The 21,643-nt window shown below is 59.2% G+C and carries 16 protein-coding genes; 13 read left to right on the forward strand and 3 right to left on the reverse strand.

Annotated elements, in window-relative coordinates:
- The 10 genes from K6T64_RS09080 to fabI form a co-directional block, all read left to right on the forward strand.
- The coding region (locus tag K6T64_RS09080; protein ID WP_288009733.1) for a hypothetical protein at positions 1–203 on the forward strand (203 nt) is incomplete at its 5' end.
- A 475-nt stretch (positions 204–678) separates the two neighbouring features.
- On the forward strand, positions 679–1,455 hold the full coding sequence (locus tag K6T64_RS09085; RefSeq protein ID WP_232070186.1) for an alpha/beta fold hydrolase: 777 nt from the start codon (positions 679–681) through the stop codon (positions 1,453–1,455).
- An 11-nt stretch (positions 1,456–1,466) separates the two neighbouring features.
- On the forward strand, positions 1,467–3,047 hold the full coding sequence (locus K6T64_RS09090) for a UDP-N-acetylmuramoyl-tripeptide--D-alanyl-D-alanine ligase (RefSeq protein WP_288009793.1): 1,581 nt from the start codon (positions 1,467–1,469) through the stop codon (positions 3,045–3,047).
- A gap of 26 nt (positions 3,048–3,073) precedes the next feature.
- The gene (locus K6T64_RS09095; protein ID WP_288009734.1) at positions 3,074–4,267 is read left to right on the forward strand and encodes a D-alanine--D-alanine ligase family protein; all 1,194 of its coding nucleotides are present in this window, start codon (positions 3,074–3,076) and stop codon (positions 4,265–4,267) included.
- Positions 4,268–4,351: 84 nt separating this feature from the next.
- Positions 4,352–6,571 carry an S-layer homology domain-containing protein gene (locus K6T64_RS09100; RefSeq protein WP_288009736.1) on the forward strand — a complete coding sequence of 740 codons (2,220 nt, stop codon included), beginning with the start codon at positions 4,352–4,354 and terminating at the stop codon, positions 6,569–6,571.
- Between the two features lie 82 nt (positions 6,572–6,653).
- On the forward strand, positions 6,654–7,100 hold the full coding sequence (locus K6T64_RS09105; RefSeq protein WP_170099559.1) for a PepSY domain-containing protein: 447 nt from the start codon (positions 6,654–6,656) through the stop codon (positions 7,098–7,100).
- A 108-nt stretch (positions 7,101–7,208) separates the two neighbouring features.
- On the forward strand, positions 7,209–8,393 hold the full coding sequence (locus K6T64_RS09110) for a pyridoxal-phosphate-dependent aminotransferase family protein (protein ID WP_170085937.1): 1,185 nt from the start codon (positions 7,209–7,211) through the stop codon (positions 8,391–8,393).
- Between the two features lie 116 nt (positions 8,394–8,509).
- On the forward strand, positions 8,510–9,118 hold the full coding sequence (locus K6T64_RS09115) for a hypothetical protein (RefSeq protein WP_100668149.1): 609 nt from the start codon (positions 8,510–8,512) through the stop codon (positions 9,116–9,118).
- A gap of 153 nt (positions 9,119–9,271) precedes the next feature.
- A complete protein-coding gene (locus tag K6T64_RS09120) occupies positions 9,272–9,697 on the forward strand; it encodes an NUDIX hydrolase (RefSeq protein WP_170085936.1) in 426 nt (141 codons plus the stop codon).
- Positions 9,681–10,454, forward strand: coding sequence for an enoyl-ACP reductase FabI (gene fabI / locus K6T64_RS09125; RefSeq protein WP_100668147.1), 774 nt, complete (start codon positions 9,681–9,683; stop codon positions 10,452–10,454). Before K6T64_RS09120 ends, fabI begins: the two co-directional genes overlap by 17 nt.
- Before the next feature lie 171 nt (positions 10,455–10,625).
- Here fabI and fadH read toward each other — a convergent pair whose 3' ends face one another.
- A complete protein-coding gene (gene fadH, locus K6T64_RS09130) occupies positions 10,626–11,441 on the reverse strand; it encodes a 2,4-dienoyl-CoA reductase (RefSeq protein WP_100668146.1) in 816 nt (271 codons plus the stop codon).
- 230 nt (positions 11,442–11,671) lie between these two features.
- On the opposite strand from fadH, the gene K6T64_RS09135 reads away from it, so the two are divergent.
- Together K6T64_RS09135 and icmF are read left to right on the forward strand one after the other, a co-directional pair.
- Complete coding sequence (locus tag K6T64_RS09135; RefSeq protein ID WP_100668145.1) at positions 11,672–12,361, forward strand: TetR/AcrR family transcriptional regulator; 690 nt, start codon at positions 11,672–11,674, stop codon at positions 12,359–12,361.
- Positions 12,351–15,614, forward strand: coding sequence for a fused isobutyryl-CoA mutase/GTPase IcmF (gene icmF / locus K6T64_RS09140; protein WP_288009759.1), 3,264 nt, complete (start codon positions 12,351–12,353; stop codon positions 15,612–15,614). The genes K6T64_RS09135 and icmF overlap by 11 nt, the downstream gene beginning before the upstream one ends.
- A 290-nt stretch (positions 15,615–15,904) precedes the next feature.
- Here the strand turns inward: icmF and K6T64_RS09145 are convergent, their stop codons facing one another.
- Positions 15,905–17,191, reverse strand: coding sequence for a beta-ketoacyl-[acyl-carrier-protein] synthase family protein (locus tag K6T64_RS09145; RefSeq protein ID WP_288009761.1), 1,287 nt, complete (start codon positions 17,189–17,191; stop codon positions 15,905–15,907).
- Entirely contained in the window at positions 17,188–18,924 is a 1,737-nt protein-coding gene (locus K6T64_RS09150; protein ID WP_100668142.1) for a class I adenylate-forming enzyme family protein, read from the reverse strand. Before K6T64_RS09150 ends, K6T64_RS09145 begins: the two co-directional genes overlap by 4 nt.
- Before the next feature lie 266 nt (positions 18,925–19,190).
- Between K6T64_RS09150 and K6T64_RS09155 the strand changes: the two genes are divergently transcribed.
- A complete protein-coding gene (locus K6T64_RS09155) occupies positions 19,191–21,593 on the forward strand; it encodes a 3-hydroxyacyl-CoA dehydrogenase/enoyl-CoA hydratase family protein (RefSeq protein WP_288009762.1) in 2,403 nt (800 codons plus the stop codon).
- Positions 21,594–21,643 lie beyond the last annotated feature (50 nt).

Consider the following 21,643-nt stretch of genomic DNA (forward strand, 5'->3'; position numbering starts at 1 on the left):
TTCCGAGACTCGATCCACACCGGCGTCCGTCGGGGGAGATTCGAGTGCTGTCCGGGGGACATCTTGGGGTTCACCGGCGGCGAGGTCCAGTGCTTCACCTCAGAGCTCAGCGGATGCTCATCCATCCTCTGGAGGCACGTCAGTGTCCTCCTCGTCTTCCACGGCATCCGCCGGTTCGGCTTCTTCTCGATCCGGAGGCCTAGGCGGGACCATCAGCCATCTGCTAAGCAGCTTGGCGAAAAGTCTCTCCCTCCCCTGATCTGCCCGAGGGCGAAGGTCGAAGTGAGTCGGGGTTCTGGTGGGCTCTGTTGCGCCGTGACATTCCTGTGAAGACTTTGCGTCCTTCCGCATGAAACCAGGTTCGTTTGTATATCCTGGCTTATAACTGCAGGAGGGAGGGGCGCAAAATGAATGGCCGCGGGAAGAGCAAGCCGGATCCCGGGTCTGATAACCGGGATCCATCGGCAGCCGGGGAGAAGGCAGGAGACGCCCCGGAGGCGTTCTCGACAGAATCTCCTGATCAACAGCACGGTCCATTTTGCGAGTGCATTTATTGTCTGGGGACTTGACCGGGGATGGCCCGGCAGGTCCTTTTTTCATGGTATACTGGCAGTCGGGACCCCGGACAGGCCGAATCTCCGGGGTGTGATGAATAGAGTAAACTGACTTCTTGTGACCATGGCAAAGGTGTGGATCAATGTGCAAGTGGATCTCGGCGGCTTGCGAATCAGTTATGAGGATCGCGGGGAGGGATTTCCCGTGCTCCTCCTTCACGGGTGGGGCGGGCGGGCCGAAAGTTTCCGGCCGGTGACCGATCGTCTGGCTCAGGGATATCGGGTTCTCGTCCCGGACCTTCCAGGCTTTGGAGAGAGCGCTCCTCCCCCTTCAACTTGGGGAGTGAGGGATTATGCGAAGTTCGTGCTGGAATTTATGAAACATGTTGGTATTTCTAGAGCTCACGTGATCGGACATTCCTTCGGGGGGCGGATCGGCATTGTCCTGGCTGCCACCCACCCGGACCGAGTTGCCCGCATGGTGTTGGTGGACGCAGCGGGGATTCGCCCCCGCCGTTCCTGGAAGTATTATATTCGGGTGTACACATTTAAAACGTTGCGCGCTCTGTACCAACGTCTGCCCGGCAAGGACCGGGACAAACGGTTGGCGCAGTTGTACGAGCGGTTTGGATCGAAAGATTATCGGGAGGCCGGCCCAATGCGGGCTGTGATGGTGAGGGTGATCAACGAGGACCTGCGGCCGTTTTTGCCCCGGATCCGAGCTTCAACCTTGTTGATATGGGGTGAAGAGGATCGGGATACCCCGGTGTGGATGGGCAAGGTCATGGAAAAGGAGATCCCCGATGCGGGACTCGTCGTGTTCCCGGGGGCCGGGCATTTTAGTTATCTCGATCGATTTGCGGACTTTTCCGTGATCGTGGAACGTTTTTTTAAAGGGTGATCGGGTTGGGTATGGGATGGTGGGTCATCGCGGCAGTGCTTTCTCTTCCCGTGGTGGTCGGACGTGGAAAATACCTTCTTCACATGGCGCAGCTGGAAGGGTATCGGCCGGAGCGCTACTTGCGGTGGATGAAGCGAATGCCATCCGCGCTGTGGGAACGCTGGGCCGCCGCGGTGTGGGTGATCGGGTTATTGGTCGGGCTTCTGGTCCCAGGGGATGTTGTCGGCGGGATCGTCTGGGTCGCCTTCGCCGTCGCCCTGTCGGCCCTCGCTATGCGGGGCGTGCGGTTGCCGGCGAAAAAACCGCTGGTGTGGACGTCAAGGGCGAAGCGACTGTACGCGTGTTTTCTCGGGCTGAACTTGGTATTGGGGCTTATTTCCGCCATGGTCGGGCCGAGGTTTGGGTTGCCCGTTCTCGGGTTCATGTTGTGGACGGAACCTTTGTGGATGATGGTGGCGACCGGGCTGATGAGTCCAGTGGAACGGCGTATCAACAACAGATTTTTACGTGCCGCCCGGGAAAAACTCGCTCAGCGCCCGGATCTCATTATCGTGGGCATCACGGGAAGTTACGGGAAAACCAGCACAAAGTTTATTCTCGGCACGCTTTTGACCCAAAAATTCAACGTCCTGGTGACACCGGACAGTTATAATACCCCAATGGGGGTTTGTCGGGTTGTCAATGAGCGCCTGAAACCGGAACATGAAGTTTTCGTGGTTGAGATGGGGGCCAGGCAACCTGGGGACATCCGGGAGTTGGCCGATTTGGTTCACCCGAAAATCGGTGTCCTTACAGCCGTGGGACCGGTGCATCTTGAAACTTTCGGGTCTGTAGAAGCGGTGGCGAGAACAAAATATGAACTTATCAAAAGTTTGCCTCCCGACGGGCTGGCCGTGATGAATTACGACAATCCGTATTGTCGGGAGCTTGCCAAGGAGACGCGGCATGTCCAGGTGGAGGGATATGGTCTGGAGAACCCGGGGACACGGCTTTTCGTGTCCGATGTTCACGTCTCCGAAAAGGGCACGACTTTTGTGCTCGCGGACCGGGAAACCGGGGAATCCGTGTCCTGCCGGACAGATTTGCTCGGTCGCCACCAGGTGCTCAACATTCTCGGTGCGGTGAGCGTCGCCAGGCATCTGGGTCTGTCCCTGCGCCAGATTGCGGCGGGGATTGGGCAACTGCAACCTGTCCCTCACCGTCTACAGTTAATCCGCTCAGGCGGGGTCTATGTGATCGATGACGCCTTTAATGCTAATCCAACCGGGACCGAGGTAGCCCTGGAAGTGCTCAGCGGCTTTTCCGGCCGCAAGGTCGTTGTCACCCCGGGGATGGTGGAATTGGGAGGGGAAGAAGAAAGGTACAACCGGGAGTTCGGCCAGCGGATGGCCCAAGTCTGCGATCATGTCATTCTCGTCGGGCCGGAACGGACGAAACCCATCGCTGCGGGTCTTTTGGACGGCGGGCTTCCCCGGGACCGAGTGTCGGTGGTGACGAGCCTCGAAGAAGCGACGGCGGTGTTGCAGCAGTTGCTGCGGCCGGGGGATGCGGTGTTGTTTGAGAATGATTTGCCTGACAACTACACCCGGTGATAGTCGGTGATGCGGGAGGGAGCCCCATGAAAAAGCTTATTGCGGTCATTTTCGGGGGGCGGTCGGTGGAACACGAAGTTTCCATTGTGACCGCCCAGCAGATCATGTATCAACTCCGCCGGGATCTTTATGACGTGATGCCCCTTTACATCGACAAAGAAGGGGCCTGGTGGACGGGCGATGTACTCGCCAAATTGGAATCTTTTAAGGCAGCCAACCGGAATGCCGCCCTTGCCCAGGCGGCCCGCGTGATCGTGGTCCCGACTCCGGGCGGGGGGGTGATCGAAGATCCCCGGGCTTTGCGAGGGCTTTTTCGCAAACCCCGGCGGTGGACTCCCGATGTCGCGATTCTGGCCACCCATGGAACTTACGGGGAGGACGGGTGTTTGCAAGGGCTTCTTGAGATGGCCGGAATTCCTTACACCGGTCCCGGGGTGCTGGGATCGGCAGTGGGGATGGACAAAATTCTGATGAAAGATGTATTCCGGGCCCAGGGGATCCCGGTGGTGGACTACATGTGGGTCCACCGGGACGAATGGCATGAGCATCCCGATGAGGTGGCGGATCGCGTGGAAGGGGAGTTGCAGTATCCGGTTTTCGTAAAACCCTCCAACCTCGGTTCGTCGGTGGGGATCGGCCGGGCGGAGGACCGGGACGGTCTGTTCCACGCCTTGGATGTGGCAGCGGGGTACGACCGTCGGCTGCTCATCGAGCAAGGGGTGGTCTCGCCCCGGGAGATCAATTGTTCTGTTCTGGCCGATGGCAAGGATCTCCGGGTTTCTCTTTGCGAAGAACCGGTGTCCTGGGAAGTCTTTCTTAGCTATGAAGATAAATACATTCGTGGGAATTTCACCAAGGGCCAGACCGGCCGGCACATTCCGGCGGAGCTGCCGGACGGGGTGACGGAGACGGTGCAGGAGTTGGCTCGCCGGGCTTTTCGCGCCATTCAAGCCCGTGGGGTAGCCCGGGTGGATTTCCTTCTTTCCCCAGACGGTTCGATTTATGTGAATGAAATTAACACCATTCCGGGTTCCCTCTCCTTTTATCTGTGGGAGCCCAGTGGCGTGTCGTTTCCCGATCTCCTTGATAAATTGATCGAAGACGCCTTGGGCGATTACCGGGATAAAAGTCGAAATATCTCTACGTACGATACAGACCTCATCGAACAATTTGGCCGAGGTGGGAAAGTGGGCAGTAAGTCGTCGCCACAAACTTCTTAATTCGACAAACCTCTCCCGATCGGCAGGAACCGCGCGAGGGATGTCGAACCCTCTTATGGAGTGAAATTCATAGGAGGGACGAGATTGCTAGAACGGTGGAATGCCGGGAGGCACGGCGGGTGGATCCGTTTGTCGGTGGCCGGCGCCTTGGCGGCGATGGCGGTAACCCGGGCGGGGGTCGGCCTTGCGGCGAGTGGGGCCCCATCTTTTCCCGACGTGCATCCCGGGGACTGGTATTATCCGGCGGTCAGCGACTTGGCGAATCGGGGCATTGTGCACGGCTCTACGGATGGTCGATTCCATCCGGAGGCCTCGGTCACCCGGGCGGAGTTCACAGCCATGGCGGTCCAGGCTTTCGGCTATCATTATACGGTCCTACAGGGTACACAGCCGAAGCAGGTCTTTTCCTCTCAATCGGATGCAATCGCTTACGCTTCCCAGTTTGATCATGCTTTCGTCCGAGATAATCAGACCGGGGCGGTGGTTTGGAACAATTATCCGAGTTCCGACCAGTCCCAGCTACAGCGGGATAGCACCTACTCTCATTTCTCAGATGTTCCCTACGGCGCGTGGTACTGGCCCGTTGTGGAAGGGGCGTGGGCGGCAAACGTCGTTCATGGGGTGGGGGGCGGGCAATTTGCTCCAGATGCCCAGATCGATCGCCAGGACATGGCTGCTTTGCTGATCAACGCCCTGCGGCTGAGCGGGGTGGACCCGGGAAAGGACGTTTTACAGCCCTTCGGGGACGCGGGGCAGCTGAGTACATACGCGGTGGTGCCGGTAGCCATGGCGGTGAAGGTGGGCGTTGTCTCCGGGGATGACAAACGGCTTCTTCATCCCAAGGATCCGGCGAGCCGGGCGGATGCGGCGGCGATGATTGACAAGGCATTGCAGATTCCCCCAGATCAGCTCCAAGCGTGGCAAACTCGAACCATTCAGCAACTTCAAGCGGTTCCTCAACAGGTTAAGTTGTCGCTGGGTCAAACGCAAAAGATCGTGGCCCTGGCCCTGCGGCAGGATGGCGAGGCGGTTCCCGTCAGCGTGAATTGGCAGGTGGAGGGAAACATCGGAACGATCCAAGGGGGAGAATTGCAGGCGAAACAGGCCGGCACCGGTACAGTCATCGGCACCTTGACCACAGCGGATGGCCGGACATTGACCACCAAGATTCCCGTGACTGTGGACGCCTCGGTGCCGGTGCAGGTGGAACTGGCCGTCACCCCCTCCCTCAGTTTGGTGCCTGGGGGACAAGCCCATATCCAGGTGACGCTTCGCGACCCGGCCGGGCAGTTGGTTCCAGGGGAAGTAGATTTGAACGTCAGTGTCTCTGACCCCTCCAAGGGTCATCTCGATACGACAAAAGCTGTCGTCACCGGAGGCATCGGGGATCTGGGGACGTTTACAGCGGGATCCCAGTACGGACCGGTCCAGGTTCGCGCGGATATTGCGACCCAGGGGTGGAAGGGGTCCGGACAGGTGACACTGAATGTGGTTAAAGTGCAGAACCCAGTCAACGGCAAGGGCATCTGGGGAACCTGGGTGGAATGGGGAACCTCCGGTTATGACCCGGACCGAATTGTACAAACGTCGAAACAGGCGGGGGCTAAATATATCTATCTCATTGTCCGGAATCAGCCTGGCGAAGGGACGATCCGTCCCGAGTCCAAGGCCATGCTTGACGCCATCGTTCCCAGAGCCCATGCCGCCGGGATACCTGTTATCGGGGTGGTCTACTTAGTGGATGATCCGGCATTGGATTCGAGCCGGATGTTGACGGTGGCGAAATACACGACGCCGACCGGGGAACGGGTGGACGGCCTTGCGGCCGACATCGAGGAGAGCCCGACTTCGGAGTCCATCAGTGGCACCATGATACCGGTCCGTCAGGCTCTTGGGCCCGATTACCCGATTATCGCCGTGACCTATCCGCCTCATATCAGCACGGCATGGCAGCGATCGGCGACGTACCCGTGGAGCACCTTCGGTCAATATTTTACGATGATCAGCATCATGGACTACTGGCATTACGAAGATCGAGCGTACACGGCGGACGAAGTGCGGAATGAAATCTACAACGAAGCGAAAGCCGCCGCCACTCTGACCGGTCGGCCCGTGGAGGTGATCGGACAAGCGTATCGCATGAACACCGCCTCGGGAAAACCCTTTGCCACGGTGCCCACCGGTGAAGAGGTCACCGCGGCCATGCAGGCGGCGAAAGATGCCGGGGCGTCGGCATTTTCCCTGTATCGCTGGGACACGGCCACTCCCGAAGAGCTGAGCGCATTTCATAATTTTTCCTGGTGAGCCAGGCCGCGCAAGCTTCTCCCTGGGATCGGTGATACTGAGAGAGAATCGGTTCATCGATATCACAGGGGAGGGACGTTACGTGATAAAACCTTGTATGCTGGCGGCCGGCGCCGTCCTGCTGGTGGCGAGTCTCGGGACGTCGGTGCCGGTGTTGGCGGTGGAAGGGCCGCAATCCACGGCACCGGTCCACGGCCGGGCTCATTGGGACATTGACTGGGATGAAGTGCACAGCAGTGTTCAGTTAACGGACGCGCAGAAAAAACAGCTCCGTGTGACCATTGAACAGGCGTACCAGCAAGCGCTCATGCCTCACGCCAAGATTACGGCGAAACAGGCGGAGCAAGCGGCCCTGAAGGCCGAGCCAAAGGGCATGGTCACCGAGGTCAAGCTTCACAGTGTTCACGGGAACGTCGTGTATCTGGTGCACATGAACCGCGACGGGGCGCGATCCTTGGTGGTGGTCGACGCCGGCAACGGCAATGTTTTGGTGCACAAGACCATGATGAAGGCGCACGGCGACGATTGACAAACGAGGGTCCATTTGGGCCGGGCGCTCCCGGAAGGTTTTCTGCCGCTGGGGGCGCCTTGGTTTTTGGACCTTTGAGTTTGTGCGAGATTGGCGAGGGGGATCACCATGAATGAAAAGAGAATTCCGCAGCGGATTTTGTTGGGACCTGGCCCAAGCGACTGTCATCCCGAGGTTCTGAAGGCCATGGCGACCCCCTTAGTGGGACATCTCGATCCGGTTTTCCTCGAACAGATGAACGAGACAATGCAACGGCTGAGACAGGTGTTTCAAACCCGTAACCCGCTGACCCTGGCGATGTCCGGAACGGGCAGTGCAGGGATGGAAACGGTGTTTGTCAATGCCTTGGAACCCGGAGACCGGGTGGTAATCGGCATCTGCGGCGCCTTCGGGGAGCGGATGGTGGACGTCGCCTCCCGTACCGGTGCCGAAGTGATTCAGGTGCGGGCGCCGTGGGGGAAGATCGTCGATCCGGGTCAGATTCAGGAGGCTCTGAAAAGTCACCCGAGAGTGAAAGCGGTGGCGGTAGTTCACGCCGAAACTTCCACGGGGGTTTTACAGCCCCTGGAGGAGATCGGCAGATTTGCCCAGAATTACGGGGCTTTGTTCCTGGTCGATGCGGTGACGTCATTGGGGGGCGTTCCCGTGCCGGTGGAGGAGGCGGGGATCGACGCTTGTTATTCCGGAACGCAAAAATGTCTCAGTGCGCCTCCCGGGCTTTCTCCGGCGACGTTCAGCCCGAGATTCGAAGAAGCGTTGGAGCGCCGCAAGCGAAAAGTCCAGAGTTGGTATCTCGACTTGACGATGGTTCGCCAGTACTGGGGGAGGGAGCGTTTCTATCATCACACCGCCCCCATTACCATGATGTACGCCCTCCACGAGGCCCTGGGATTGTTGTTGGAAGAGGGTTTGGATTCCGTATTCCGGCGGCACCTGGTGAACGGCCGGGCTCTTCAGGCGGGCCTTGAGGCGATGGGTCTCAAGCTGTATGCCGACGAACGGCATCGCCTGCCCCAGTTGACTTCGGTGTGGATCCCGGATGGTGTGGAGGATACTTTGGTGCGCAACCGCCTGCTCAACGAGTACGGGATCGAGATCGGCGGGGGGCTTGGAGAGGTCAAGGGCCGGGTGTGGCGAATCGGGTTGCTCGGCCATTCCAGCCGACGGAGAAATGTCCTGCTCCTACTCGGTGCCCTGGAGCAGATTCTCCGGAGTGTGGGTTACTCGGTGGAATCGGGTATAGGCTGTCAGGCGGCGGAGGGGGTGTACCGGGATTTTTTGGCTAAGGAGTGAATTCGCTGCCGACACTTTTGCGCGGTTTTCGGCGTACCTGTATCGTAACAGGTTTCAAGTGAATCCCCCCGGGACATAACTGGTAAGGAACCTAGGAGAAGAGGGGGACCTCGCAGATGGACGATCTCCGCGTGGCCGCCGTGTTTCGCGCTTCCGCCCATCGGATGACCGTATATGAGCGGATGAAAACCTGGCGCGGTTCCGATGTAAGCACCGCGGTATCCCATACACCCCAAGCGACAGTTTATACGTCCTGCAGTTCCACGGGGGTGGTGCGGGTCCGGGCGGAAGAGGACAACCTGTCCGGGAGTGCCAGTTTTTACGGTGAGCCGGCGGCACTCGGTTGCAGCGGTCTGGTGACGGCCTGGCTCGACTTGCTCAAAACGGTGGAGGCCGGAGGCACCGCCTATGTGACGTGGAAAGGGCGCATCAGTGAGGTGCGCTTCAGCCGAGGTCTACTGTTTTGGGAAGCGGTGGGGCGAGTGGAATGGGATCAGCGGACCGACTGGGATTTACTTATTGAGAAGGAAACCTGGACAGGTCACGTGCACCGATATCTGGATCTGCTCGCCCAAGCCTTGGTGGTGCCAGACCCCGAGGCGCAGAAAAAGGCGGTATCCGAGTTGGCCCGGGCCCAGCAACACCTCCAGCGGGTGAACCAGGAACTCTCCGCCAGGCGGGGCGCCCAGGTGGCGATTGGCCGCAGTTCCGGCGGCCGGGGATGACGGAAGCCGCCTGTCCATCCGATGCAAGCGGGGTGTCACTTTGTCCTTCGGACAGCCGAGTCTCGGGCGGCTGTCTTTTTTCTTCGCGCCAACGCCCCTCAATCATGTCCCGAAATCGCTTTTTTGCTATGATGGAGAGCGGGGGGAAGTGCGGTGCGTCATTCGGTGCTCGTTTTTATCTGTGCGGTGGAACCCCTACAGGTGTTGTTGCTCAAGCGAACGGCGGAGCGGGGGGGATGGTGGCAACCGGTAACAGGGCACGTGGAGCCGGGGGAGCGGCCGGAGGAGGCGGCGGGGCGGGAAACCCGGGAGGAGACGGGGTGGATGCCGGACCGGTTGATCAGGACTCCCTGGACGGCCCAGTTTGAGCATCTGGGGCAAACATACCGGCACACCGTCTGGATCGCTTGTTGCCCTCGTCCTTTCGTACCGCACCTGAGCAGCGAGCACACCGACAGCCGCTGGGTGGATCCCGGCAGGGCCGAAAAGATGCTTTTTTGGCCGGACAATCGAGAATTGTTGTTTCGCGTTACGGATTGGTTGGAGCGACAAAGGAGGATGGATGGTGGGATTACTTGACGGCAAGAAGGCATTGGTCATGGGGGTGGCCAACGACCGAAGCATCGCCTGGGCCATCGCCAAGGCCCTGGCGGACCAAGGGGCGGAACTGATCTTTACATATCAAGGCGAACGGCTGGAACGCCGGGTTCGGGAGTTGGCGGAGCAGATTCCGGGATCGTTGTTATTTCCCTGCGATGTGAGCCGGGATGAGGACCTGGATGCGTTGAAGGAAATCCTCGATCAACAGGTGGGCGCCCTTCACGTCCTGGTGCACAGTATCGCTTTTGCGAAAACCGAGGAGCTCTCCGGGCTTTATGTGGATACCTCCCGGGAAGGGTTCGCCGTGGCCCAGGAGATCAGCGTCTACTCCTTGACGGCAGTGCTCCAGCGCCTGCGGGGGCTTTTGGCCAAAGAAGGCGGGAGTGTCATCACCATGACCTACATGGGTTCGGAGAGAGTCATGCCGAATTACAATGTGATGGGGGTGGCCAAGGCGGCCCTGGAATCCAGTGTGCGCTATCTGGCGGAGGATCTCGGCCCTGATGGGATTCGGGTGAACGCCATCTCGGCGGGTCCCATCCGCACCCTGTCCGCAAAGGGAATCAAAGATTTCAACAGCATTTTAAAAATCATCGAAGAAAAAGCGCCCTTGCGGAGGAATACCGACCCGGCGGAGGTGGGGGATACGGCGGTCTTCTTGGCCAGTTCCATGTCCCGGGGCATTACCGGGGAAATCATTCACGTCGATAACGGGTATCACATCATGGGGGTTTGAGTGGTTGGACAGTAAGGAGTAGATTGGCTTGGAAAAAAGGCAGTCCTCGGATCCGGAGGGCTGCCTTTTTGATCAGGTGTTCCACAAGGCCTCCCAGGGTATCGGCCAAGCATCGCCGGGGGACGGGAGGGAAGCGCGGGTCCCGTGCCCAGAACCCCCGGGCCCGGGTGACTACTTCGTCGACTTATCGGCCTCAAAATGTTTGAGAAATCCCTTGTTCAGCCATTCACCGCCGTCCAGGGTCACAACTTCCCCGGTCATGAAACCTGCGTAATCGGAGACGATGAACGAGGCAAGCCTGGCAACCTCTTCGGGCTGCCCGAACCGCCCTGCGGGGATCTCTTGTTTCAGGCGTTCTTCGATCGTCTTGGTCGGCCACAGCTTGTCTGCCCCGCCCGTGTGTTCGATGGGACCCGGGGCGATGGCGTTGACCCGGATGCCGTACCTGGCCCATTCCACCGCCAAGGTTCGGGTCATGGCCACGACCCCGGCTTTTGCCGCAGCCGAGTGGACAGTGCCGGGTCCGCCCGTCCAGGCGTAGGTGGCGACGATGTTGAGGATGTTTCCACCTCGCCCGGATTCGATCATCTCTTTTCCCATCGCCCGGGAGCAGTAGAACGTTCCATTGAGGACGATGCCGACCACGGCGTTCCACCCGTTGACCGACAACTGTTCGGCCGGGCAGACGAAATTGCCCGCGGCATTGTTGACGAGGATATCGATCTGGCCGAAGGCTTGGCGCGTTTCTGCCACCCAGCGATCGACGTCCGCAGGATTGCGGACATCCCCTGCGACGGCCAACACCCGGGCTCCCGGGGTGCGGCTGAGTAGATCCTGGGCGGCGGCATTCAAGCGTTCTTCATTGCGTCCGGTGATGACGATGTGGGCGCCAAGCCGGGCGAATTCGCCGGCGATAGACTTTCCCAGGCCAGAACTGCCTCCGGTGATCACCGCGACGCGGTTTTTTAAGGTATCAGGACTTAACATGGGCGATTCTCCTTTTAAGAGTGATAGGGAAGGGATGTAGATAGAGTTGATTCATTAGATTCGAGAGGATTGGTCGATTTTCCTGCCAGAACGACCGTTTGGTTGCAGGAATTTGGGCAACAGTCCGTTGACGGACGGGAAAAGGACACGTAAGATGGTACCAGGAAACCTGATCGAACGCTCGCTCGGCGTTTGGCCGACCGAAGAAATGTCGAAAGGAGGGGGGCGGGGTGTGCCCGCAAAAGCACATTCCCTCGGCGGTCAAGGATCCCAAACTGATCGAAACCCGAAGACAGCAGATTGTGGCTGCCGCGGTGAATCTCTTTGTGAAAAAAGGGTTTCACGGCACCACCACCCGGGAGATCGCCCGGGAGAGCGGACTGAGCATCGGAGCCCTTTATGAATACGTGGAGTCCAAAGAGGACGTGTTGTACCTGGTTTGCGACAATATCCACACCACCCTTGAGACGCGGCTCCGGCGAACCCTCACCGAGGCGGGCAACGGCCGGGAGAGCCTGCGGTCGGCCATTCGACAGTATCTGTACGTGATGGACGATATGCAGGATGATGTGCTGCTCATCTACCAAGAAAGCAAATCTTTGCCCCTGGAGGCCCTGCGCTTTGTGCTGGGAAAAGAAGAGCAGATTACCGGGATATTTGCCGACATTTTGCGCCGGGGGATCGAGGACGGCAGTCTTCGCCTGGACCCCGGGGCGGTGACGCTGATGGCCCATAACATTATTGTGCTCGGTCAGATGTGGGCCTTTCGCCGATGGGCGTTGCAGCGGCATTATACGCTGGAGGAGTACATCAGGGTTCAGACGTCCCTCTTGCTCAACGAACTCATGAGTCCAGACGAGACGGATGACACAGATACACACGATAAAAAAGAACAGGGGGAAGCTGTCGGTGGAAACTGAAGTGTATCGGCCGCAGCACCAGGTGCGTTTCGTGACGGCTGCCAGCTTGTTCGACGGCCACGACGCGGCGATCAACATTATGCGGCGCCTGTTGCAACGCTCCGGAGTGGAGGTGATCCACCTCGGGCACAACCGCTCTGTGGAAGAAATCGTGAATGCCGCCATCCAAGAAGACGTGCAGGGGATTGCAGTCAGTTCTTACCAAGGCGGGCATATGGAATTCTTTAAATACATGTATGATCTCCTGCAAGAGCGGGGAGCGGGGCACATCCTGATTTTCGGCGGCGGCGGGGGGGTGATCATTCCCGAGGAGATTCGCGAACTCGAAGCATACGGCATCGCGAAGATTTTCTCCCCCGAGGACGGCCGGGAGATGGGGCTTCAGGGGATGATCAATCATATGATTCGGTTGGCGGATCACCCCACCCCCACCCGGTTGGCCGAGTCAGGTGCGGAGGTGCCCCTCACTCCCACCGAGGTGCGCCGAGTGGCCGAGTGGATCACCTTGGCGGAACGCCGGGTGGTGGAGAAACATCCGGAATGGGACGAGATCTTCGCCCGGCTGCGGGAAATGCGCCGGCCGGTTCCCGTGGTGGGGATCACCGGAACTGGGGGTGCGGGCAAAAGTTCGTTAACCGATGAATTGCTTCGCCGGTTTTTGCGCGTCTATCCTGATAAAACTTTCGCCGTTCTCAGCGTGGACCCATCCAAACAGAAGACTGGAGGCGCATTGCTCGGTGACCGGATCCGAATGAATGCCCTGGCCAGCCCCAGGATTTACATGCGAAGTCTGGCCAGTCGACGATCCGGGTCTGAACTGAGCGCCGCCATGGACGAGGCCCTGGATGTGGTCCGGGCGGCCGGATTCGATCTGATTATCGTGGAGACCAGCGGTATCGGCCAGGGTGATGCCGAGGTGGCCCGGGTTGCGGATCTGAGCATCTATGTGATGACCAGCGAATTCGGAGCGCCGAGCCAACTGGAAAAAATCGATATGCTCGATTATGCCGATTTTGTTGTCATCAACAAGTTCGACCGCAAAGGCTCCGAAGATGCGCTTCGGGAGGTGCGAAAGCAGTACCGGCGCAACCACAATCAGTTCGAGGGTCCCGATGAGTCGCTTCCGGTCTACGGGACCATTGCCAGCCAGTTTAACGATCCGGGCACCGATCGCTTCTTCAAGGCCTTGACCGATCGGCTGGCCCTACAGTTTGGGGAGACGTGGCGGGGCGATTACACGCCCGGGGCGATGGACAGCCGCAAACCAGGCGTCATCCCTCCCGAACGGACCCACTACCTCGCAGAAATTGTAGACACGATACGACGCTACAAACGTTGGGTCGAGGAACAGTCGTCTATTGCAAGGAAAATTTACCAACTGGAAGGGGCCAGGACGGTGTTGGCCGAGGCGGCCGGGGAAGGGGAGGCGGTCCCCCTTCAGGAAATCGACCGACAACTGGCCCATTTTTGGGAACAACTGCATCCCGACTGCAGAAAAGCCCTGGAGGAGTGGCCGAAACTGAAGGAGAGGTATCGCCAGGACGAACTGGTGATGAAGGTCCGGGATCGGGAGATTCGCCAGCCTTTGTACACCACGAGCCTGTCAGGTACCCGGATTCCCAAAGTAGCCCTGCCGCGATACGAGGATTACGGGGAGGTTCTGCGCTGGATCCTGTTGGAGAACGTTCCGGGTTCCTTCCCTTATACCGCCGGGGTGTTTCCCTTGAAGCGGACCGAAGAGGAGCCCCGCCGGCAGTTTGCCGGGGAAGGTACTCCGGAGCGCACGAACCGGAGGTTTCACTATCTCAGCCAAAATGACACGGCGAAACGCTTGTCCACCGCTTTTGACAGCGTGACCCTGTACGGCCAGGATCCCGATCGGCGACCCGACATCTACGGCAAAATCGGGGAGAGCGGGGTCAGCGTCTGCACCCTGGACGACATGAAAAAGCTGTATGAGGGTTTTGACCTGTGCGCTCCCAATACAAGCGTGTCCATGACCATCAACGGGCCGGCGCCGATTTTACTTGCCATGTTTCTCAACACCGCCATCGACCAACAGGTGGAGGCATTCCGGCGGGAGACGGGCCGGGAGCCTTCCCGGGAGGAATACGAAGAGATTAAAGCCAGGACCTTGCGCACGGTCCGGGGGACGGTGCAGGCGGATATCCTGAAAGAGGACCAGGGGCAGAATACCTGCATTTTCTCCATCGATTTTGCCTTGCGGATGATGGGGGATATCCAGGAATATTTTATTGCGCACCAGGTCCGCAATTATTACTCGGTGAGCATCAGTGGCTATCACATTGCCGAAGCCGGGGCGAATCCCATTACCCAGTTGGCCTTTACTCTGTCCAACGCTTTTACCTATGTGGAATACTATCTGTCCCGGGGCATGAAAATCGACGATTTTGCCCCGAATCTGTCGTTTTTCTTCAGCAACGGCATGGACCCGGAGTACAGTGTGATCGGGCGGGTGGCCCGGCGGATTTGGTCCACGGCGATCAAATATCGATACGGCGGCAATGAGCGGAGTCAAAAACTGAAGTATCATATTCAAACGTCCGGCCGGTCGCTGCACGCCATGGAGATCGATTTTAACGACATTCGCACCACCCTGCAGGCGCTGCTGGCCATTTACGACAACTGCAATTCCCTGCATACAAACGCTTACGACGAGGCGATCACCACCCCCACGGAGGAGTCGGTCCGGCGGGCGATGGCGATCCAGATGATCATCAACCGGGAATTCGGCCTGGCGAAAAATGAAAATCCGCTTCAAGGGGCGTTCATCATTGAGGAGTTGACCGACCTGGTGGAGGAAGCGGTGCTTCAGGAGTTTTTGCGGCTCAATGACCGGGGAGGAGTGCTCGGGGCCATGGAGACCCAATACCAAAGGGGAAAGATCCAGGATGAGTCGTTGTACTACGAACAACTGAAGCATACGGGGCAGTTGCCCATCATCGGGGTCAACACGTTTCTCAATCCAAAAGGCCCATCCGAGACCGAGCACACCACCATTGAACTCGCCCGGGCGACCCGGGAGGAGAAAGAAGAACAGCTTCGCAACCTCCGGGCCTTTCAGGAGCGCAACCGAGATCGGGCACCCCAGATGCTCCGCAGACTGCAGCGGGTGGCCACCGAGGGCGGAAACATTTTTGCGGAGTTGATGGAGACGGTTCGATACTGCAGTCTCGGCCAGATCACGGCGGCGCTGTTCGAAGTCGGGGGCCAGTACCGGCGGAACATGTGACGATAGAGGGAGAGGGTTCGAACGCAACCGGGTCGGGTCGTCCCAAAGCGGCCCGGCTTTGTTGTGCGCTGATGAGGATGAGGTACGCATCATCCTCCTGGGGAGACGGAACGATGGTGACGTCTATAAGCGGCCGGGGAGAATGAGGGATTGATCACCGCTGGCCTTGAGGTGTCGCGGTGAACCTGTCGGCCGCCCTTTGCGGATGCGAGCCCCATGAGCAAAGGGACAGGAAGGGAGCGCAGTCCCTTCCTGTACGACACAATCGGATTCTTGCTCTGTGATCCAAGTTACCGACTGAACAATCCCGGGTCGGCCCAGATCAGAACCCCGTTCTGACCGCCAAATCCAAAAGAGTTGCTCATAGCCACGGCGATATGCCGCCTCCGGGGCCCGTCCAACACCAAGTCCGGAGGTGCTTCCGGGTCCGGCTGCCGACAATGAAGAGTGGGGGGAATCCACCCGGTCTCAATCGACTTAATGCTAACAATGCTCTCCACCGCTCCGGCGGCTCCCAGGAGGTGGCCCATCCCTCCCTTGGTGGAACTGACCGGAATCTGGTTGAGATGTCCCCCGAAAACCCGGCGCAACGCCAGGGATTCGGCTCGATCCCCGGCGGTGGTGGCCGTGGCATGGGCGTTGATGTAATCGATGTCCGCCGGACCCAGCCCTGCGCTGTACAGAGCCCGCTCCATTGCCAGCACCGCGCCGGTGCCGTCGGGATGTGGGGCTGTCTCGTGATATGCATCGTTGGATGCCCCGTAACCCACCAAGACCGCGTAGACCTTTGCCCCCCGGGCCCTCGCCCGATCCAGAGGTTCCAAGATCAGGGCTGCCGCTCCTTCTCCCATCACCATTCCGGTTCGGTCCACGTCAAAGGGCTTACACCAAGTGGAAAGATCTCCCCCTCCCTCCATGGCCACGGCGCCGGCTGAGCGCAGGCCGCCCAAGGCCGTGGGCGTGAAAAGACTCTCGGAACCGCCCGCCACCACTTGGTCAACGATGCCCAGCCAGAGCCATTGAAGGGCTTCCCCCAGGGCGTTCGCCGAAGCGGCGCAAGCCGTGGTGTAGGTCATCGCCGGGCCCCGGATTCCGTAGTGCATGGCCAGGGCCGCTTCGGCGGCATTGGGAATCGCCTTTGAAACCACCCGGGGCCCGACCCGGCCCTCGGGATGTTTCGCCAACCGCACCGCTTCCTCTTCATAGCTGGGAAGCCCGCCAAAAGCGGTTCCCCAGGCGATCCCCGTCCGATTGGCGTTGACTCCCCGCAACTCGAAAGGATCCTCCTCCGCTGTCCAACCCGCGTCGGCCATGGCTTCGGCGGCCGCCACCAGGGCCAATTGGGTGCTTCGATCCGTGTCCCGGACCGTTTTTTTGGGCAAATGGTCCATGGGTGAAAAATCTTTCACTTCGGCCACGGCGGGGCTAAAGTGGGCGATGCGGGCGTCAGACGGTGCTCCCACCGCTGTGCGGCGCCCCATGATCGCGTTCCACAGCCGCTGGACGCCCGAGCCAAAAGGAGTGACCGCGCCCATCCCGGTCACGGCGACGGGAGTGAATACAGGATTGCGCCTCATTGCCGCCGCCCTTCTCGGTAGGAAGCTGGTTGAGTGAGACGCTCCTGGGCCATCTCTTGCAGTTTGAACTTCTGAATCTTTCCGGTCCCCGTCATTGGCCACTGCCCGGGCTCCACGAACCAGACGTACCGGGGGACCTTGAATTTGGCCAAGCGGTCTTGACACCAACGAGCGACCTCTCTCCGGGTCAAGGTAGCCCCGGGCTTGAGTTCAATAAAAGCAGCTCCTACCTCGGTGGTTAAGGGATCGGGCACTCCCACCACGTACACCTGGCCGACGGCTGGATGGCGGGAAATCACTTCTTCCACTTCCTTTGGTGAGACGTTTTCTCCAGACACTTTGTACATCTCCTTACTGCGGCCGAGAAATTCGATATATCCGTTTTCATCGATGCGACCGAGATCTCCCGTGCGGAACCAGCCATCCTTATCGATCACCGCCGCTGTTTCTTCGGGCTTGTTGTAGTAGCCCCGGGTGACGATGTTGCCCCGGGCGGTCAATTCCCCGACGGCGCCTTCCGGCAGGTCTTCGCCGGTGTAGGGATCGACCACTTTGTACTGGACATTCGCCCCGCCGAACTCCGGCAGGCCGGTGGACCCCGCCGGCTTGATCCGTCCCACCCGGCTGACCACAATATCGATGGGATCTCCCACCTCGGTGTGTACAGTGGAAGCTGTCACCTCCGTTCCCCCGTAGCCAGTGCAAATTTCACGGACGCCCAGCTCCTTGACCGCCCGCTCCCAGATGGGCACCGGCGCCGGGGCGGCGGCACACATGAGGGAATGAAGGGCTCCCAGGTCAAATCGTTCCCGGTCCGGATGGTTGAGGATCGCCACAAGCATCGACGGCACGCAAAGGAAATCGGTAGCTCGGTGGGTTTCCATGAGAGCGAGAGCCTCCCGGGGATGGAACTCGGGCATCGAAATGATCGCGCCGCCGACAAAAGAAACAGCGAGCAGGCCTTCTTCGTAAGCGAAGACGTGGTAATACGGCAAAGGGGTAAAAATTCTCCGGCCTTCTTCAAAGGCTCGGCTGAGGGTGGTGCTGTACGCGCAGCGCAAAAAATTGTCGTGGGTGAGCATCACGCCCTTGGGAAGTCCCGTGGTTCCGGATGTATAAATGATATCGCTCACTTCATCGGGATACTCGGACTGCCGCATTCGCTCTTCCAGGGCCTGGTCCGAGACGGAGGAAGACTGCTGTAAAAAGGATTCCCAAGACAGAAAGGCACCCTCCCGGGCACCGGCGCCATCCCCGATGTACACCACTTGCTGGAGCTTACGTTCCCCTTCATCGTCCATCCGAGCGAGGAGCCGGGTCACCGCAGGACCGTGTTTCATCCCACCTGCCGACCAATGCATCACGAGCCAGCGGCTGTCTGACTGGCGAATCATGTAGTGCAGTTCATCTTCCCGCAGGAGGGTGTTTAAAGGAACGGCCACCGCTCCCACCATGGCCACGGCGAATTTCACGAACACATACTCGGGTTCATTGGCCATCAGGAGGGCGACGTGGTCCCGGCGCTTCACGCCGAGGGCCAGCAGGGCCTTCGCCACCGACCGGGCTTGCTGCCAAACTTCTCGGTAGCTGTAGTTCCGGTCGGCCGTCATAATAAATGGGCGATCGGCGAACTCCCGGCACATTTCCTGCATGTGGGATGTGAGTGTCCGGCGGGGCCAGGTGGGGAATCGACTTTCGAGCCACCTTCGTCGCTCCGAAGGACTGCGTACCATAACGACACCTCCCTGTGGATTCGTTGATTTTCGACGTTTCTGTTACAATAGTACATCAAATACGCGATGCATGGTTGTATTTCCTGCAAGTTTGCCGATGACGACGGTTTCCTTCCCAGGATGGAGAAAGACGGCAGGAAAATCCGTTTTCGATCTCGAATTATGCTATACTGGGAGTGTGGATATACGAGGCTGAAGTGGCGGCTGGATCTTCCGACTGTTTGGTTGATGTTCATGGAAAGGCGAGATGGTGAGGAGGATTGTGAATGACCACAACGATCAACCGAGTTGCGGTTCTGGGCTCCGGCGTGATGGGAGCGGCCATCGCAGCGCATCTGGCGGGGGTGGGCCTCGAGGTGGAATTGCTCGACATGGTCCCTTCGTCCCTCACAGAGGCAGAAAAGGCCAAAGGGTTGACCCTGAGTGACCCGGAAGTTCGCCTGCGAATTGTCCGAACAGGGCTCGAGCGGGCTCTCAAAGCGAGACCGGCGGCATTTTATACCCAGCGGGCGGCGGACCGGATCCGGATTGGTAATTTCGAAGACCATCTGGATCGCATTGCGGACTGCCAATGGATTATCGAAGTGATCGTGGAAAATCTCGAAGCCAAGCGAGCACTTCTCAAGCATGTTGAAGCCTATCGGCGCCCCGGCACGGTGGTCAGTTCGAATACCTCCGGCGTGTCCATCACGAAGATGGCGGAAGGGCGATCCGAAGAGTTTCAAGCCCATTTTTTGGGCACTCACTTTTTCAACCCGCCCCGGTATATGAAATTGCTGGAGATCATCCCCACGGCGAAAACCCGGCCCGACGTGGTGGAGGACATGTGCCAGTTTGCCACTCGGGTACTGGGCAAAGGCGTCGTCGTGGCCAAGGACACGCCGAATTTTATCGCCAACCGCATCGGCACCTACGGACTTCTCGCCACGGTCCAGGCCATGTTAGAGGACGGGTACACTGTGGAAGATGTGGATGCCGTGTTCGGTCCGGCCATGGGTCGACCCAAGAGCGCGGTCTTTCGGACCTTGGACCTTGTCGGCATTGACACCTTTGTGCACGTGGCGCACAACGTCCGGGATAGTGTTTCCACCCCGGAGGAGAAAGCGGCTTTCGAGGTCCCGCCTTTCATTCTAGAGATGGTGAAGCGTGGTTGGATTGGAGAGAAGGCGGGCCAGGGAATTTATAAACGGGTCAAGAGCGAGGCCGGACGGGAGATCCTGACCCTGGATCCGTCGACGATGGAGTACCGGCCGAGAAAGAAGGCGGAGTATCCGTCTCTAACCCAGGCCAAGTATGCCACGTCCCTTGGCGACAAGATTCGGGCGCTACTGTTCGGCAAGGATCGGGCATCGGCGCTCGCCTGGAAGGTGACAAAGAAGACGCTGCTATACACGGCCTCGAAGATCCCCGAGATTGCCGATGACATCTTGGCGGTGGATCGGGCGATGAAGTGGGGGTTCAACTGGGAACTGGGTCCATTCGAACTGTGGGACCTGATCGGGGTGCGCGAGGCGGTGGAGCGCATGAGGGTCGAAGGAGAGGCGATCCCCCCACTGGTGGAAGATCTTCTGGCCCAGGGTCTGGACAGTTGGTATCACAAGGAGCCCGGCCGGGTCGGGCGGTTTATGCCGGATAAAGAAGTGCGGTACACGGAAGAACCGAAAGAGTGGATCCATCTTCCTCGGCTGAGGGAAGAGGGCAAGGTGGTGATGGAGAACAGCGGGGCGGCCCTGTACGATCTGGGGGACGGGGTGGCCTGCCTGGAGTTTCGGTCACCACATAACGCCATCGGCCCGGATGTGGTGGAGATGATGTTCAAAGCCGCGGAAGAGGTCTCGAAAAACTGGCGGGGCCTCGTGATCGGAAACCAGGCGAAAAACTTCTCCGTTGGCGCCAACCTGTTTCTCATCCTCATGGGGGTCCAGGAAGAGGAATGGGACGAGGTGGAGATGGCCGTCAACCAGTTCCAACAGGCCAACATGCGCCTGAAGTATCTCGACAAACCGGTGGTGGCGGCGCCTTTTGCCATGACTCTCGGCGGCGGGGCCGAGGTGTGTTTTGCGGCGTCCAGGGTGCAAGCATCGGCAGAGACCTATATGGGCCTGGTGGAGACCGGGGTGGGCGTGATTCCCGGGGGAGGAGGTACTAAGGAGTTGCTCCTTCGAGCCATCGAGGGTGTCCCGGAAAAAAGCGGGGTAGACCTGCAGCCTCTCGTCAATCGTACCTTTGAAACCATCGCCATGGCCAAGGTCAGCACCAGTGCCGCGGAGGCCAAGGAGATGGGATTTCTGCGAGCCGGCGACGGCATCTCGGTCAACCCTGACACCTTGTTGTACGATGCCAAGCGCAAAGTCCTTCAGTTGGCGGAGAACGGGTACCGGCCTCCCGTCAGGAGAAAGATCCCGGTCGTGGGAGAACCCGGCTATGCCGTCATGGCGGTGGGGGCGTACACTCTCCGCATGGGCGGATATATCAGCGAACACGACGAGAAGATTGCGAAAAAGTTGGCCTGGGTGTTGGCGGGCGGAAGTGTGCCCGCAGGGACTCTCGTATCGGAACAGTACCTGCTCGATCTGGAAAGGGAGGCGTTTTTGTCTCTGGCCGGGGAGCCCAAGACACAGGAGCGAATGGCCTATATGCTCAAACACAATAAACCGCTGCGGAATTAGTGATGGGGAAGGCAAAAACTGCGTAGATGAGATCGGGAGATGAAGAGGGG

This window comes from Kyrpidia sp. (assembly GCF_023512215.1).
Classification (GTDB): domain Bacteria; phylum Bacillota; class Bacilli; order Kyrpidiales; family Kyrpidiaceae; genus Kyrpidia; species Kyrpidia spormannii.